This window comes from Micromonospora sp. IBHARD003 (genome assembly GCF_056106285.1).
In genome coordinates, this window is the sequence record NZ_JBWBBX010000001.1 from 787,115 (window position 1) to 801,961 (window position 14,847).

The 14,847-nt window shown below is 68.7% G+C and carries 15 protein-coding genes and 1 pseudogene; 11 read left to right on the forward strand and 5 right to left on the reverse strand.

What is annotated here, in order from left to right:
* Nucleotides 1-21 precede the first annotated feature (21 nt).
* Nucleotides 22-357: pseudogene (locus tag ACTWOL_RS03225) on the reverse strand (recombinase family protein); the annotation flags it as partial.
* Nucleotides 358-441: 84 nt separating this feature from the next.
* A complete protein-coding gene (locus tag ACTWOL_RS03230; protein WP_474294085.1) occupies nucleotides 442-864 on the reverse strand; it encodes a secondary thiamine-phosphate synthase enzyme YjbQ in 423 nt (140 codons plus the stop codon).
* Nucleotides 865-1,120: 256 nt separating this feature from the next.
* Here ACTWOL_RS03230 and hglS point away from each other — a divergent pair, with 256 nt between their 5' ends.
* From hglS to ACTWOL_RS03260, 6 genes are all read left to right on the forward strand, one after another.
* Nucleotides 1,121-2,461: a 2-oxoadipate dioxygenase/decarboxylase gene (gene hglS / locus ACTWOL_RS03235; protein WP_474294087.1), complete on the forward strand. Its 1,341-nt coding sequence runs from the start codon at nucleotides 1,121-1,123 to the stop codon at nucleotides 2,459-2,461.
* A gap of 40 nt (nucleotides 2,462-2,501) precedes the next feature.
* Complete coding sequence (gene amaB, locus ACTWOL_RS03240) at nucleotides 2,502-4,034, forward strand: L-piperidine-6-carboxylate dehydrogenase (RefSeq protein ID WP_474294089.1); 1,533 nt, start codon at nucleotides 2,502-2,504, stop codon at nucleotides 4,032-4,034.
* A gap of 58 nt (nucleotides 4,035-4,092) precedes the next feature.
* Complete coding sequence (locus ACTWOL_RS03245) at nucleotides 4,093-5,214, forward strand: NAD(P)-binding domain-containing protein (RefSeq protein WP_474294091.1); 1,122 nt, start codon at nucleotides 4,093-4,095, stop codon at nucleotides 5,212-5,214.
* 114 nt (nucleotides 5,215-5,328) lie between these two features.
* Nucleotides 5,329-5,871, forward strand: coding sequence for an RNA polymerase sigma factor (locus ACTWOL_RS03250; RefSeq protein ID WP_474294095.1), 543 nt, complete (start codon nucleotides 5,329-5,331; stop codon nucleotides 5,869-5,871).
* Complete coding sequence (locus ACTWOL_RS03255; RefSeq protein ID WP_474294097.1) at nucleotides 5,868-6,365, forward strand: hypothetical protein; 498 nt, start codon at nucleotides 5,868-5,870, stop codon at nucleotides 6,363-6,365. The genes ACTWOL_RS03250 and ACTWOL_RS03255 overlap by 4 nt, the downstream gene beginning before the upstream one ends.
* A 47-nt stretch (nucleotides 6,366-6,412) precedes the next feature.
* Entirely contained in the window at nucleotides 6,413-6,550 is a 138-nt protein-coding gene (locus ACTWOL_RS03260) for a hypothetical protein (protein WP_474294099.1), read from the forward strand.
* 76 nt (nucleotides 6,551-6,626) lie between these two features.
* On the opposite strand, the gene ACTWOL_RS03265 is transcribed toward ACTWOL_RS03260, so the two are convergent.
* Entirely contained in the window at nucleotides 6,627-8,459 is a 1,833-nt protein-coding gene (locus ACTWOL_RS03265; protein WP_474294101.1) for an ABC transporter ATP-binding protein, read from the reverse strand.
* Nucleotides 8,460-8,573: 114 nt separating this feature from the next.
* Here ACTWOL_RS03265 and ACTWOL_RS03270 point away from each other — a divergent pair, with 114 nt between their 5' ends.
* Nucleotides 8,574-9,014, forward strand: a complete 441-nt coding sequence (locus tag ACTWOL_RS03270) for a MarR family winged helix-turn-helix transcriptional regulator (RefSeq protein WP_474294103.1) — start codon at nucleotides 8,574-8,576, stop codon at nucleotides 9,012-9,014.
* 169 nt (nucleotides 9,015-9,183) lie between these two features.
* Here the strand turns inward: ACTWOL_RS03270 and ACTWOL_RS03275 are convergent, their stop codons facing one another.
* Nucleotides 9,184-10,035: a peptide-N4-asparagine amidase gene (locus ACTWOL_RS03275; protein ID WP_474294105.1), complete on the reverse strand. Its 852-nt coding sequence runs from the start codon at nucleotides 10,033-10,035 to the stop codon at nucleotides 9,184-9,186.
* 132 nt (nucleotides 10,036-10,167) lie between these two features.
* Between ACTWOL_RS03275 and ACTWOL_RS03280 the strand changes: the two genes are divergently transcribed.
* Complete coding sequence (locus ACTWOL_RS03280) at nucleotides 10,168-10,356, forward strand: hypothetical protein (RefSeq protein ID WP_474294107.1); 189 nt, start codon at nucleotides 10,168-10,170, stop codon at nucleotides 10,354-10,356.
* 232 nt (nucleotides 10,357-10,588) lie between these two features.
* Nucleotides 10,589-10,717 carry a hypothetical protein gene (locus ACTWOL_RS03285; protein ID WP_474294108.1) on the forward strand — a complete coding sequence of 43 codons (129 nt, stop codon included), beginning with the start codon at nucleotides 10,589-10,591 and terminating at the stop codon, nucleotides 10,715-10,717.
* A 1,361-nt stretch (nucleotides 10,718-12,078) separates the two neighbouring features.
* On the opposite strand, the gene ACTWOL_RS03290 is transcribed toward ACTWOL_RS03285, so the two are convergent.
* Complete coding sequence (locus ACTWOL_RS03290; RefSeq protein WP_474294111.1) at nucleotides 12,079-12,588, reverse strand: helix-turn-helix domain-containing protein; 510 nt, start codon at nucleotides 12,586-12,588, stop codon at nucleotides 12,079-12,081.
* Nucleotides 12,589-13,013: 425 nt separating this feature from the next.
* Between ACTWOL_RS03290 and ACTWOL_RS03295 the strand changes: the two genes are divergently transcribed.
* Nucleotides 13,014-13,406, forward strand: coding sequence for a hypothetical protein (locus ACTWOL_RS03295; protein WP_474294112.1), 393 nt, complete (start codon nucleotides 13,014-13,016; stop codon nucleotides 13,404-13,406).
* Between the two features lie 135 nt (nucleotides 13,407-13,541).
* A complete protein-coding gene (locus tag ACTWOL_RS03300; RefSeq protein WP_474294114.1) occupies nucleotides 13,542-14,846 on the forward strand; it encodes a hypothetical protein in 1,305 nt (434 codons plus the stop codon).
* Nucleotide 14,847: the final 1 nt, after the last annotated feature.

Consider the following 14,847-nt stretch of genomic DNA (forward strand, 5'->3'; position numbering starts at 1 on the left):
CTCGTGGCCGTAGGTGACGAGGAGCTTGCCCTCGTCGCGCATCTTGTAGCCGGTGTTGAGGCAGTCGACCACGTTGCGGCCGAGCCGGTCGACGGCCGCGGCAACCAGCCCGTCGTACTTGCCCCGCTCGTCGCGGAGCCACGGGCCGAGCTTCGGACGGGTCATCGGGTCGGTGGCGCCGGACACCTCCCAGTCGTCCGCCCATTCGATAATGTGCCCGCCGATGGCCGCAGCGGCCGTCAGCACGTCCTCCCGCTGCCGCTCCGGCGAGGTCGTGGCGGCCTTGACCCGCGACAGTCGGCGTACTCCGAGCAGGCACTTTCCGCAGCCGTCGTACGGCCGCTCGATCTCGTCCATGGTGGTACCGCGCAACTTTCTCCCGTTTCGCCGGAGCGTAAGGAGAATCGGCGGCCACACCCAGGACGATCTTGATCGACTCGATCAGCCCAGGAAGCTCAACCGCACTTGACGGTTGTCTTTGTCTTTATTGGTGTCGACGAGACACACCGACTGCCAGGTACCGAGCTCCATCCGGCCGTCGATGACGGGCACGGTCGCATACGGGGGCACGAGGGCCGGCAGGACGTGGTCCCGCCCGTGCCCGGGGCTGCCGTGGCGGTGCCGGTAGCGGTCGTCGGCGGGCAGCAGGCCGTGGAGGCTGGCCAACAGGTCCTCGTCGCTTCCGGCGCCCGTCTCGATCAGGGCGATGCCGGCGGTCGCATGCGGCACAAAGACGTGGAGGAGACCGTCGCGGCCCGCCGCCGTCTCCTCGAGGAACCGCCGGCATTCGCCGGTCAGATCGGTCACGGTCTCGGACGAACCGGTGGTCACGTTCAGGACTCTGGTGGTGAAGGCTTGGGGCATACGTCCATCGTCCCGCGCCCCGCACCCGGGAAGGACCGGCGCCCCACCCGTGTCGCGGCGCTCCATGGACGGGAGCAACCATCGGCGGTCACCATGGCCTCATGGCTCGCGACTCTGCTCGTACGCCCGCGGCGGAACCGTCCGCACCCTCCCCTGCCGCAGCCCTCTCACGCCCTCCGCCCCCTCTGCGCGCCTGCTCCCCCGCGCCCGCCGCCGCGGGGCCCGCTGCCAGCCCCGAGGCCGCCTGGAGGTGCCCATGGATTCCCGTATCCCCACCTGGCGGTTGCGCGCGGCGTTCGCCCGCCGTCTGTCCGCGATGTACGGCACGGAGGTCCCCGCGTACACGACACTGGTCGATGTCGCCGGTCAGGTGAACGAGACGGTGCTGCGCACCCGCGGCGAGAGCGCGGAGCGGCTCGGCAGCATCGGACGGGTCACCGCGGAGCGGCACGGTGCCATCCGTGTCGGCACACCGCGCGAACTGCGCCAGGCGGCTCAGATCTTCGCCGCCCTCGGTATGGAACCGGTGGGCTTCTACGATCTCCGTGACGCCGCGAGCAGTGCCGTGCCGGTCGTATCCACCGCCTTCCGGCCGGTCCTGCCCGTGGAGCTGGAGCGCAACCCGTTCCGGGTCTTCACCTCGATGCTGACGCCCGCGGACCGCCGCTTCTTCGACGCCGGCCTGGAGCGCCGGCTGGAGACGTTCCTGGCGCGCCGCCGGCTCTTCCCGCCCGAGCTGCTGGAACTGGCGGTGCGGGCCGAGAAGGAGACGGGTCTGCCCGATGAGCAGGCGGAGCGGTTCCTCAGCCTGGCGGTGGCCGCATTCACGCTGTCACCGGAGCCGGTGGACCGTGCTTGGTACGCCGAGCTGGAAAAGGTCTCGGCGGTCGCCGCCGACATCGGCGGGGTGACCTCCACGCACGTCAACCATCTCACCCCGCGGGTCCTCGACATCGACGACCTCTACCGGCGGATGGAAGAGCGCGGGATCGCGATGATCGACCGGATCCAGGGGCCGCCCCGCTGGGACGGACCCGATGTGCTGCTTCGTCAGACGTCCTTCCGGGCGCTGGCGGAGCCTCGCACGTTCCGCGAGGCCGACGGCAGTGTCACCACCGGCGCACTGAGGGTGCGCTTCGGGGAGGTCGAGGCCCGCGGCATCGCGCTCAGCCGCGAAGGCCGCGCCCTGTACGACCGGCTCGTGGACCGCCCGGCCGGGGAGTGGACCGCGCACTTCCCGCGCACCGAACGCCGACTCGCCCTGGACGGGCTCGGGTTCTTCACCTACGCGGTGGTCCCGGACCGGCCCCGGGACGGACGGCGGCCTCCCGACACTCTCGCCGCACTGCTCGACGAGGGCTGGCTGACCGCGCGGCCCATCGTCTACGAGGACTTCCTGCCGCGGTCCGCGGCCGGGATCTTCCAGTCGAACCTCACCGATCCCGGTGCCCATGACTCCACCCGGGCAGGCGCCCACTACGACCAGGAATGGATGTCCGGGGCGATCGGGCGCACGGTGCACGACTCCTTCGACCTGTACGCCACGCAGCAGAACCACTCCCTGAACACGGCCCGCCGGGCCCTCGCAGCGGTCTGACGCCGGGGCCCGCGCGTGCACGAACCGAGGAGAGCGACGCATGACCACCACCGCACCTCCCGACACCGAGGCGCTGCGGGCGCGCGCCGTGGAAGCCCTGCGCCGCTGCGGCGCACAGCCACCGGCCTCCGGCACGGGGGTCACCGCCCGTACACCGCTGACCGGCGGCACACTGCTCACCCTGCCCGCCGCCACCGCCGATGACGCCGCCACGGCGGTCGCCGCGGCTCGGGCCGCGTACGGACGGTGGCGTACGGTTCCGGCTCCACAACGGGGCGCCCTGGTCAAACGTCTGGGCGAACTGCTGTCGGCACACAAGGGGGACCTGGCGGACCTGGTCACCATCGAGGCCGGAAAGATCCGCTCGGAGGCGCTCGGCGAAGTACAGGAGATGATCGACATCTGCGACTTCGCCGTCGGGCTCTCGCGGCAGCTCCACGGGCGCACGATGGCGTCGGAGCGCCCTGGGCACCGGCTCTCCGAGAGCTGGCATCCGCTGGGCGTGGTGGGTGTGATCTCCGCGTTCAACTTCCCGGTGGCGGTGTGGTCGTGGAACACGGCGATCGCGTTGGTCTGCGGTGACACGGTGGTGTGGAAACCGTCCGAGCTGACCCCGCTCACCGCCCTGGCCTGTGACGCGCTGCTGAGCCGGGCCGCGGCGGACACCGGCGCCCCCGAGGGCGTGCACCGGCTGCTGCTGGGCGGCAGGGAATGCGGCGAGCTGCTCGTCGACGATGCGCGGGTGGCGCTCGTCAGCGCCACCGGGTCGGTACGGATGGGGCGCGAGGTGGGGCCACGGGTGGCCGCCCGCTTCGGCCGCTGTCTGCTCGAGCTCGGCGGCAACAACGCCGCGGTCGTCATGCCCTCCGCCGATCCCGCTCTCGCGGTCCGCGGCATCGTGTTCTCGGCGGCCGGGACTGCGGGGCAGCGCTGCACCACACTGCGCCGGCTGATCGTGCACGAGGAGATCGCGGACGAATTGGTGGAGAGGATCGTGCACGCCTACCGGCGGCTTCCGGTGGGTGATCCCTTCCACCCGGACACACTCGTGGGCCCGCTGATCTCGGCAGCCGCGTACGACACGATGGCCCACGCACTGGAGCGGGCGCAGGCGGACGGCGGCAAGGTGCTGACGGGAGGTGACCGTCAGCTGCGCGACCTGGTCCCGGACGCCGCGTATGTGCGCCCGGCGATGGTCAGGATGCCCGCTCAGACGGCGATCGTGCGTGAGGAGACGTTCGCCCCCGTCCTGTACGTCCTGACCTGCCGGACGCTGGACGAGGCGATCGAACTGCACAACGGGGTCCCCCAGGGGCTGTCGTCGTCGATCTTCACCGGGAGCCAGCGCGAGGCGGAGCGGTTCCTGGCCGTGGACGGCTCCGACTGCGGGATCGCCAATGTGAACATCGGCACCTCGGGGGCCGAGATCGGCGGTGCGTTCGGCGGTGAGAAGGAGACCGGTGGCGGGCGGGAGTCCGGCTCGGACGCCTGGCGTGCCTATATGCGCCGGGCGACGAACACCGTGAACTACTCCGACGAGCTGCCGCTCGCACAGGGCGTGAACTTCTTCTGAGACCACGGGCGCCCGCGGCGGTGGGAAGAGCCTTGACCTCTCCATAGTTAGTGGAAGCGTGAACTACTTTGGGGAACGGGCCGTGGACGTGGTCGTCATCGGCGCCGGACAGGCCCGACTGTCCGCCGCGTATCACCTGCGACGTGCGGGGCTGCGCCCCGATGTGGACTTCGTGGTCCTCGACCACTCACCGCGGCCCGGCGGTGCCTGGCAGCACCGCTGGCCCTCGCTCACCTACGGCAAGGTGCACGGGATGCACGCCCTGCCCGGCATGGAGCTGGCCGGCGCCGACGAGAGCCGCCCGTCCTCCGAGGTCATCGGCGGCTACTTCACCCGATACGAGCGCATCTTCGGGCTGCGGGTGCACCGCCCCGTGGACGTGCGTGCCGTGCGTGAGGCCGAGGGCGGGCGACTGCGGGTGGAGTCGTCGGAGGGCACGTACGCCACGCGTGCGCTCATCAACGCCACCGGCACCTGGGACCGCCCGTTCTGGCCTCGCTATCCCGGCCAGGAGACCTTCCGTGGCCGTCAGTTGCACACGGCGGACTATCCGGGACCGGAGGCGTTCGCGGGCCTGCGGGTGGTCGTGGTGGGCGGCGGCGCGTCGGGCACCCAGCATCTGATGGAGATCGCGGATGTGGCGGCGGAGACCACATGGGTGACCCGCCGCCCACCGGTCTTCCGCGAGGGCCCCTTCGGTGAAATGCAGGGCCGGGCCGCCGTCGCACTGGTGGAGGAGCGGGTCCGGCGCGGGCTGCCTCCGCAGAGCGTGGTGTCCGTGACCGGGCTGCCGCTGAACGACGCGATCCGGCGCGCTCAGGCCCAGGGCGTACTGGACCGGCTGCCGATGTTCGACCGGATCACCCCGAGCGGTCCGGCCTGGAACGACGGTCGTACGGTCGCGGCGGACGTCATCCTGTGGGCCACGGGTTTCCGGGCCGCGATCGACCATCTGGCCCCGCTCAGGCTGCGCGAGCCGGGGGGCGGTATCGCCCTGGACGGCACTCGTGCGGTGCGGGACGAGCGCGTCCATCTCGTCGGCTACGGTCCGTCGGCTTCGACGATCGGCGCGAATCGCGCGGGCCGCGCAGCGGTGCGTGAGATCCGGCGCCTGCTGGCGCGCACCCCGTCGCAGGTGACGGCGGTACAGGTCACGAGTGCCGCGCCAGGAATCTTCTGACCCGCCGTTGACGAGTGCCGCAGAGCTCCCGACCGGTCGCTGAGGGCCCCGTGAACCTTTCTGCCCCGGATGCCGACTGTCACGGTGGAACGTGGCGCGGGGCAAGGGGGTGCGATGAGCGGCGAGGGGCGACGCGACGGACTGCTGGTGGTGCGCTGCCAGCTCGGGGAACGTGCGGCGTTCGGCGAGCTGGTCCGCGTCTGGCATGCGCCGTTGTGGCGCTATGTGCGGGGCATGGTCGGCTCCCCGCATCTCGCGGACGATCTCGCCCAGGAGACCTGGGTCGCCGTGGTCCGCGGACTGCCGCGGCTGCGGCAACCGGAGCGGTTCGCCCCGTGGCTGTTCACCATCGCCCGGCGCACGGTCGCCGACCATCTGCGGCAGGCGTACCAGGCTTCGGAGACGTCCGCGGAGGAGGTGGGCGCCGTCGAGGACGACTCGCTCAGCGGCGTGCTGACGACGATGCAGGTGGAATCCGGTCTGAGCGAGCTGCCACCCCCGGAGCGTGAGGTCCTGATCCTCTTCCACCTGCAGGATCTGCCTCTGACTGCCTGTGCGGAGGTGCTCGGTGTGCCGACCGGCACGGTCAAGAGCAGGCTGCACCGCGCGCGGCGCATGTTGCGAAGCGTCCTCGCCGAGAGGGGATACGAGGTATGAGCGAGGAGAACCCCGCGGCTCAGCGGGGTGTGCCCAAGAAACTCGAGCGCGCGCTGGCTGCGGAAGTCTCGCTGCGCTCCCGCATGCGCCATGTGGCGGTGGGTCTGGCGGGAGGGTGCGCGTCGGCGCTGATCACGGTGCTGTGGGTCACCGAGCCGCATCCGCTTCCTGCGCGCACCCAGGCCGCCTTCGGCGGGCTGATCGCCATCGGCCTGGCTTGGGCCGCCTTCGCGGGTTGGGTGCTGAGCAGGCGCCGACCGCTGTTCGCCCGGGACCGGGTGCTGGGGGCCCGGCTCGCCCTCGTCGCCACCGTGGTGACCGGCATGGCCGGGACGGCCCTTGCCGCGGCACGCGGCACCACGGCCGGGTCAGTGGCCACCGGCCTGGGCGGCGTCGCCCTTGTCGCCGTAGCCGTACTCGTCCTTGTCCGGGCGCAATCCCGGCGTCGTCGACTGCAACGGCTGCGGGACGCTCTGCGACATGACACCTCCTGATCCCCCTAGGTCCTGTCCGGCTCATCCAGTTCACCAAGGAGATCGCCATGAGCAAGAAGACCACCCCGATCGGCCCACTGGCCCTCGCGCTTCGCCTCCGCGACGCAGGTACGCGCACCATCTGGCTGGTTGCGGCGCTGGCGTGCATGGCGATGTTGATCGGGATCGGCCTGCTACTGACCTGAGCCTCGGCGTCCTGTGCTCCGGTACTGGGGAACTGCCGTTCAACGAGGCCACGTTCCCTCTCTGCTTCAGGACCTATTAGGCGGTGACCGTCGCCGGCTCCGCATCCCGTCGCACCAGTGCCGCATAGCGGGCGTCCCGGTCCATCAGGTCGACGTGGCTTCCGCGTTCCGCGATCCGGCCTCCGTCCAGCACGACGATCTCGTCGGCTTCCCGCACCGTCGAGAGCCGATGGGCGATGGTGATGGTGGTCCGTCCCGCCGAGAGGGCGTCGATCGCCTGCTGCACCGCGTGTTCGGTACGGGTGTCGAGGGCACTGGTCGCCTCGTCCAGGATGAGCACCGGCGGGTCTCGCAGGATGGTGCGGGCGATGGCGAGGCGCTGCTTCTCGCCGCCCGAGAAGCGGTAGCCGCGCTCGCCGACGAGGGTGTCGTAACCGTCGGGCAGGGACGCGATGTGGTCGTGGATCTGGGCTGCGCGCGCCGCCGCCTCGATCTCCTCGTCGGTGGCGTCGGGTTTGGCGAACCGCAGATTTTCGGCGACGGAGGCATGGAAGAGGTAGGTCTCCTGGGAGACCACGCCCACGGCCTTCGCGAGGGTGTCGAAGTCCAGGTCGCGTACGTCGACGCCGTCGAGGGTGACCCGGCCGCCGGTGACGTCGTACAGCCTGGGCACGAGATAGCTGAGCGTGGACTTCCCGGATCCGGTGGGCCCGACGACGGCCAGGCTGCCGCCCGCCGGGACGGTCAGGTCGATCCCGGTGAGGGTCGGCCCGCGCCGTGTGTCGTAACCGAATTCGACGTCCTCGAAGCGCACTTCGCCGCGTACCTTCCCGAGCCGGACCGGATTCTCGGGCTCGGTGATGTCCACCGGCAGATCCAGATACTCGAAGATCCGCTGGAAGAGCGCGAGCGAGGTCTGTATCTGCACTCCGGTGGACAGCAGGCTGACTGCCGGGCGGAACAGACCTTGCTGGAGCGAGACGAAGGCGACGAGTGTGCCGAGGGAGATCGCCGCGCCACCGCTCTGGAGCGTCAGTCCCGCCGCCCAGTACAGGAGTGCGGGCATGGCGGCCATGACGATGCCGATGGTGGCCATCCGCCATCGCCCGGCCATACTGGAGCGGACCTCGAGATCGACCAGCCGTTCGGACTCGTCGGAGAACGAGCGCGTGAGCGAATCGGCGCGGCCCATGGTGCGGCCGAGCAGGATGCCGCTGACCGACAGCGATTCGGTGACCGTGGAGGCCATCGTCGCCATCTGCTTCTGCCGCTGTGTGGTGATGGTCTTGCGCTCCCGCCCGACCCGGCGACTGATCGCGACGAAGACCGGCAGGAGGACGAGAGAGACGACGGTGAGCCGCCAGTCGAGGGCGAGCATCGCCACGATCGTGGCGACCACGGCGGTGAGGTTGGAGACCAGGGAGGTCGCGGTGGAGGTGACCGTCGCCTGCATGCCGCCGATGTCGTTGGCGATGCGCGACTGGACCTCGCCGGTCCGTGTCCTGGTGAAGAATGCGAGAGGCATGCGCTGGAGCTGGGCGTAGACGCCCGTGCGCAGGTCGTGCATCACCCGCTGGCCGACGGTCGTCGAGATCAGCGTCTGCAGCACGCCGAAGACGCTCGTCGTCACCGCCGCGAGGATCATGCCGAGGGCGAGCAACGACAGCAGACCTGTGCGGGCTTGCGGGATCGCCGTGTCGAGGATCTCCCGGAGCAGGAACGGCGAGACGACGGTGACGAGCGACGAGGCACCGACGAGCAGGCCGACGAGGGCGAGCCTGCCGCGATAGGGCCTGAAGAGCCGCAGGATGCGACGGATCTCCGCGGGCCGGCGTTCCGGGAACGCGGTCCGCGAGGGATCGAGCGGGCGATCGGGGGGTGTCCAGGACGGATCGTCGTGAGGGCGCATGGGCTCCTTCCGAAGGAACGGGTCACGGCGAGGCGAAGGTCGCCGCACCGCATGAGGAGCATAGCTCATTGTTACCTATACTCACAATGAACCTGGTCCTGATAGTGTTCCCGCATGAACACCCCCGCCCCCGCCCCCGATGCGGACGGCCTGCTGGCCGAGCAGCTGCTGCGGCTGGCCCGACGGCTCCACCGGATCCAGAAGCATCATCTGGAGCCGGTCGGCATCACCCCGGCGCAGTCCCGGCTGCTGAGGGTTCTCGCGCACTACGACGTACCTCCGCGGATGGCCGACCTCGCCGCTCGCCTCGAGGTCGTCCCGCGCGCGGTGACCACGCTGGTCGACGGTCTCGAGTCGAGCGGCCGGGTGCGTCGGGTCCAGGATCCGGCCAACCGCCGGGTCGTGCGAGTCGAGCTCACCGACAGCGGCCGCGCCACGCTGCGGGAGCTGCGCAGCGCCAGGCGGTCGGCGGCCGAGGACATCCTCGCGCCACTCGACGCGGAGCAGCGCGAGGCGCTCGGCGGGCTGCTGTCCGCACTCGTCGACCGCTGCTGAGGCACGGCTCCCGGGCCCCGGTGCGGTGAGGCGTACCGAGGTCCTGTCCGGGCGATCCGCCGGCACTACGACAACGACAACGACTGCGGCAACGACTATGGCTGCGACAGCGACAGCGGCGATGACTGCGACAACGGAGACGCAGTGCCTCAGCGATTGCGTGTGCGTCTCAGCAACGCCTGCGGTCCTCGGTCACGACGCCCTGCACCGTCGTCAGCGCGCGGTCGTAGCAGCCGCCCGGCGCCTGCGCGCCGAACAGCCGGTAGCGCTCCGATGTGGTGCCCACCGCATGCCGCTGGTCGCGGGGCACATTGGCGGTATAGGTCGCGTCGCCCCGGTATGTGTCGTCGAACCATGACCGGGCGATGCGCGTGCCGCCGCGCCGCACGGCGGTCTCGGCCCGGTCCCCGAGCGTCAGCACGGTCCGCAGCCGGTCTCCCGCACCGAGTGTGGTCTCGCCGTCCATCGTGTACGTGCGGTGCACACGGGTGACGGTCCGGCCCGACGCCACGGTCTCGTCGTCGGTCCAGCGCGCCCGCAGCGCGTCGGGGTTCTCGCCCTCACCCCAGCGGTGGACCGAGTCAAGGGTCAGCGAGCGGGTGACCGTGGTCGTGATCCGCCCGTGTGAGGTGTTCAGATGTCCGGCGACGGTGAGCCGGTGGCCGCCGTCCGTGTCCAGGCGGTGCACCGGACCCGGTGTGTGGCGTGACGAGTTGACGGGGGTGCCCTCCTCGTGACGGGTGAGGGCGCCCGTGACGACCCTGCTGCCGTGGTCCTGCCAGATCAGCAGATTGGCCGGGGTACTCCAACCCGGCTGTCCGGACGGCACTCCGGCGACGGACACCTCGATCCGGTGCGGGCGCCCGTCGTTGAGTACGGCCGCGAACGGGGTGAGGTCGTACGTCAGGGGCTTGACGTCGAAGGCGCGCGGCCCCGGAATCACGTACCAGAGGAAGGGGTTGGGTAAATGTAAGGGAGCACGTCTGACCTGCGGTCTCACAGGAATCACGCGGGATATCACGACACTTGGTGTGCCCGGAGTAGCCCCAGGTCACCCCGCGGATTCCCCGATCTCGTGCACCGCCAGGTGCCCGGGAGTGCCCGGAATCCGACGGTGCGTCAGAACCAAGGGGCGTGTCCTCATGCCGCCCTGATGGGGCCGCGACACCAGGACGATACGGGGCTGATCGACCTCGTCGGCAGCCTTGGCGACCGCGACGCCTACCGGGAGACGGAGGCGGAGCGCCTGTTCCTCCACGTCCGCCACGGGCACTGCAACTCCCCTATCGCCGGGTACACCCGGGAAGCGCGGCGGGGAGCTCTCGCTCCCGCCATGATGTGATTCACGCCCACGAATGGGTCAGCCGCCTTGCCCCGGCCACACTCTGCACGTCCGTGGCCGTCGCCCTTCTTCGTCAGGGCGCGCGCGAGCTGATCGACGGCATCCAGCATTGGCGGGCCACGTCTACACGTCCGCGCCCTCACCGGAACCACCCTGCCGAGGAGCCGGTCGAGGTACGCCATCGGGGGCGGACCTCCGCGGCCAGGAGGGTGCGGGCCCGTACGATTCATCCATGCCCTCACCCTCCTGGCCTCACGGTCGGCTGCGCCCTTCTGCTGCGCGGATCAACACGGCGATCCGCTGGCTCATGGAGGAGGCCGACACACCCCGGCGCACGGCGGAGTACCAGCGGCTCCCCTGATCGAGTGGGATAAAGCCACCCGGGCCGACATGGTCAAGGCGGCGTAACGCACGAGCACCCCACCGACTGGGCGAATCCCACTGAAGTTGAACTGGTGATGTTGACGCCGAGTTGATCACCTTGGTGCGCTGGCCCGACCCCGCGAGTGGCACCAGTCCTCGTAGTCGCAGGACCCAGGGGTACGAACCAGGGCTCGGGTGTGTGCCGCCCAGCTGCAGACCCAGGCTTCTCCGGTCGACGTTGACTCGTCGGTCAGCGCGCGCAGCCTCACTTCAGGCATCGTCCGGAAACGTGCGCACGGCGTTGCCCAGCCGTCAGCACAGACAGCCAAGGAAGAACTGGTGGCGAGGGCACCACCCTTCGGCTACCACGGTCACGAATAGCGAGTCTCCGATCGCTACCCATGGCGCGCTCATCCGAGCACAGCGAGGCGGAGTTGCTGATGTCACGGTTGACCACCGATTCACTCCGGGGCCAAGGCCTCAAGCTCCAATGCCTATCAAAGCGCCGACCAAGCCCGGCAAACCCCCCGGCCCATGGGGCAGTCTGCGCTTGTCCTCAGGTCAACGCAGGCCATCTGTGTCGTCGCGCTCTTCGCCGACTGGGAGTGGCCGATGGTCGTCCCTCGGGGTCTCGCTGTAAATGACCGAGGAGACCGCCTCGTCGTATGCATCGTTGAGGCCGTTCCCGCTTGTACCGAGCATGTTCTCCCAGTCAATTCCCATACCTACGAGCCTATCTGCACCGCTCGAGTGCATCGGCGATGCGGGACACTGCGACCCTGTGGCTGCACAGCCGGGAGCTACATCCGATCGACGGATCTACGGGCCCGCAGTCAGCCGAAGGTCAACCAGGACAAATGAGCTGCTCGACGCCGCTGTCACGCCATTCGAGCCGACGCCATCAACCTGCGCTCCGCGCACGGTTCACCGATGGGGAGGCAATGGTGGCGGCGTCTACGACAAAAGATGCTCGTGCACATCGGCGGACGATCATGCGGCAGCTGTACGGGTACCAATTCACGCGCCTGTCTACGGCAGCGCCAGCCACACGGTGCTGATCAGCAGCGCGGACCTCGTCGTCCGCTCCTGGCTACGAGCGAAGCACCGCACTCAAGGGACGCGCAGATCCACAAGGCCGGTGTGAGTGGCGACGCACTGCACGCGGTGCTGCACAGGCTCATGGAAGAGGCCGGATGGATCCGTAGGCATACGGCTTCCACAGTCTGCGAGCTGGTCACGTCACTCAGGCAAGGCGGAACGGCACGAGCACCGAGGGGATCATGCGGGCCGGCCAATGACGGAAGCCCGAGACGGTGAACGTCTACGACCGGGAGTCCAACCAGGCCGCCCGCAACAGTGTCATGCGCCGGGGTCTGTGACCTCTCCGGCCGGCTTGTTGCGGACATCACGCATCCGGGCGTCGAGAGCAGCCCGGGTCTCAGGGTCGAGCTCGTAGTCGCCGGCGGTTTCAGGGTTGACGTCCAGCGCGTGAGAGCGGAAGGCCTCCCGCTCGGCGGAGAGTTGCTGGATGGTCTGGGTGATCCGGTGGATCTTCTGGCGCAGCCTCTCCCATTCCTGCTCGGCGAGGGCGAGCTCGGCGAGCTGCCTCTGGATCTCAGCCTCGTTCTCCTGGGCGTAGTTATCGCTGACCAGTGTGATCAGAGGGACCCCGAGAGCCTCGGCAGCGGTGACCGCCTCGTCGAGCCTGACCGCGCGGGTCTGCTGCTCGATGCGTGTGATGGCGGTGGAGTCAACGTTCGTGCCGAGCAGTGCGGCCATACGGCGCGCTAGCTCTGCCTGGCTGATGCCGAGGCGTTCGCGTTCTTGACGAAGTCGGCGGGCGAAAAGGTCCCCGGGCAGTGGGTTCATGGCGGTTTGGTGCTTCCTGGTCGAGATCGCGATCGACGGGGTGCGCGAGGGTGGCCCGCCTCGAAATCGAGCAGGCCGGCGTCGCAGCGGTGCTGGAGCGGCACATTACACATCTCGCACTGCGGATTCCACAGGCGTCCGCCACGGTCCTGCGGTCGCGCATCGCGATGCCGATTCGCCTCGTTCCCGAGTCCCTTTCGATTCTTATCAATAGATCCTTTCACGTACCTCTACGACTCTCCATTTGAATGGGGTAGATTGGTCACTGCAGATGCGCACGTATACGAGCCACCGGGGGGAGCCGACAGCATGCCATCGGTCACTTCATCTGCTATCACTGCCCTTCCTGGTGGGCGAGCTGCGCTTGTTGCCTTGTGACTCACTGTCATGCCATCGAATGATTCGAAAGGCGAGAGGAAAGAACCATGACGAAGATCTACGAGGCAGCCGTCCTCACACAGTCCTCCCTGCCGAGCGCTGCCTGGGACCTGACCAGCTTCCTGCAGAACGCCAAGTCCCAGATCCAGCTCTGGGGCGGTCTTCTGCTCATGCTGCTCGGTGCTGTCGGCCTGGTCTGGGGCGGCGTGCTCCTGATCAAGAAGTTGATGGCCAACCCGCAGTCCGCGGGGCATCAGCAGGGCTGGGGCACGATTGCGCTCCTCATTCTCGTCGGCGGAGCCCTGGGCACCGGCGGGTGGTCGCTGATCTCGACGGTCGGTTCCGGCGGCCAGCAGACCATCACGGACCTCGGTGGCGGCACGGTGATCGTCCAGACCGTCGATCAGCTCAGCGGGTTCCTGAGCGGCCCTTCCAAGTAAGAGGCCGTCACAGACCGCGCACACGACCGGGGACAGAGGCATCGAGCGACCGGGTCGGTTGAGGTGCAACCTCCTCCGGCCCGGTTCGCCATATCCGGGCCCGCAGCACGGTGCAGGCACGAAAGAGAGCAGAACATGGGGATCAAGGACAAAGCGCTGGCCTTCAGCAGGAAGTTCAAGCTCGACTCGCACCACGCGATCGAGCGTTTTGGGGTGTTCTTCGGCATCTTCGCGGTCACAGGCGCGATCGTGACCAGCGCATCGGGGGCCTCGGCGTACCAGGCGGAGCGTGTCTCGCTGTCGCAGACGGCGCTGTACACCAGCGACTTCAAGACGTCGAAGACGAATCTCGACGGCACCGTCGACGGGGTCTATACCAACGAGAGCGGCAACAAGGCGCTCGTGATCATGCACTTCAGTCCGACCGCTCAGGTCTCGTACAACGCCGCGGACTACAGGGCGTTCCTGCTCGGGTCGGACACCTCGCTGAACAGTGAGCCGGTCAGCACCAGCGGGATCAAGGGCTCCTTCTATGCCTTCGGCTCGACCGGTTACGTCGGGGTCCTTCTGAACGCCGACCGACCCTTCGACCGCCAGGTGTTGAACCTGACGGTCCGTGCGAACGCTGAACTCACCACGCCCGGAGCGAAGCAGGCGCAGAGCAGCGGCAAGCTGGCCGACGACGAAACCTTCTCCAAGTACGACCAGTGGCGGATCTTCTTCAACCCCGGCGCATCCGGGGTCCAGAAGATCGCGGCGCTCGACGCCCTGACCTTCGACCCGGCGCAGGCCTACTACGAGGTCGCGCTCAAGGCGAAGGAGGCCGAGGCCAGGGACGCCCTGGACCAGAAGCTCGTCGAGATGCGCACGAACCTGACGCAGATTCAGTCCTACACGTCCGACATGCAGACGACGAAGATAGACGGCCTGTTCCTGCGTCCGCCGACCGTTCCGGTCTCGATCGCCACCGACAAGATCACGGGCGTCTCCGCGGCCGGGGCCAAGGACGGAATCTCGACGCTGGCGCTGCAAACCAAGCACGTTGTTCCGGGGGGCTTCGACCTCAACTGGCGTGCAGGCAACGTCTACGACGGCTACCTCGACGCCCTGGTGCCAGCCGGACAGAGCTACACCCAGTTCTTCACCAAGAAGCGTGACGAGGGTTCGGATCCGACGAGCCAGCAGATCTCGGACATGCAGTGGATCCTCTCGGACGGCACCAGCCTCGCCAAGGACTACCAGTCCTCTGACGTGACGATGCGCCCTCTCATGAACATCATGAACAACCTTTCACAGGCGTATCAGCACTACTCCCGAAACAAGTCGCAGTACGAGTCGGATCTGTCACTCGACCTGATCCGACTGGACACGACCCTGCGGGACGTGCAATCCAACAGCACCCTTCGCGACGACAAGGACTTCCTCACCACTCTCCATTGAG

Excerpts from the sequence above, each read along its gene's own strand:
- ACTWOL_RS03270 (WP_474294103.1), top strand. The coding sequence starts at position 8,574 with ATGAACACCCCCGCCCCCGCCCCCGATGCGGACGGCCTGCTGGCCGAG.
- ACTWOL_RS03230 (WP_474294085.1), bottom strand. The coding sequence starts at position 864 with ATGCCCCAAGCCTTCACCACCAGAGTCCTGAACGTGACCACCGGTTCG.
- ACTWOL_RS03300 (WP_474294114.1), top strand. The coding sequence starts at position 13,542 with ATGGGGATCAAGGACAAAGCGCTGGCCTTCAGCAGGAAGTTCAAGCTC.
- ACTWOL_RS03285 (WP_474294108.1), top strand. The coding sequence starts at position 10,589 with ATGCCCTCACCCTCCTGGCCTCACGGTCGGCTGCGCCCTTCTGCTGCG.
- ACTWOL_RS03250 (WP_474294095.1), top strand. The coding sequence starts at position 5,329 with ATGAGCGGCGAGGGGCGACGCGACGGACTGCTGGTGGTGCGCTGCCAG.
- ACTWOL_RS03280 (WP_474294107.1), top strand. The coding sequence starts at position 10,168 with ATGGGGCCGCGACACCAGGACGATACGGGGCTGATCGACCTCGTCGGC.
- hglS (WP_474294087.1), top strand. The coding sequence starts at position 1,121 with ATGGATTCCCGTATCCCCACCTGGCGGTTGCGCGCGGCGTTCGCCCGC.
- ACTWOL_RS03295 (WP_474294112.1), top strand. The coding sequence starts at position 13,014 with ATGACGAAGATCTACGAGGCAGCCGTCCTCACACAGTCCTCCCTGCCG.
- ACTWOL_RS03260 (WP_474294099.1), top strand. The coding sequence starts at position 6,413 with ATGAGCAAGAAGACCACCCCGATCGGCCCACTGGCCCTCGCGCTTCGC.
- ACTWOL_RS03265 (WP_474294101.1), bottom strand. The coding sequence starts at position 8,459 with ATGCGCCCTCACGACGATCCGTCCTGGACACCCCCCGATCGCCCGCTC.
- ACTWOL_RS03290 (WP_474294111.1), bottom strand. The coding sequence starts at position 12,588 with ATGAACCCACTGCCCGGGGACCTTTTCGCCCGCCGACTTCGTCAAGAA.
- ACTWOL_RS03255 (WP_474294097.1), top strand. The coding sequence starts at position 5,868 with ATGAGCGAGGAGAACCCCGCGGCTCAGCGGGGTGTGCCCAAGAAACTC.
- amaB (WP_474294089.1), top strand. The coding sequence starts at position 2,502 with ATGACCACCACCGCACCTCCCGACACCGAGGCGCTGCGGGCGCGCGCC.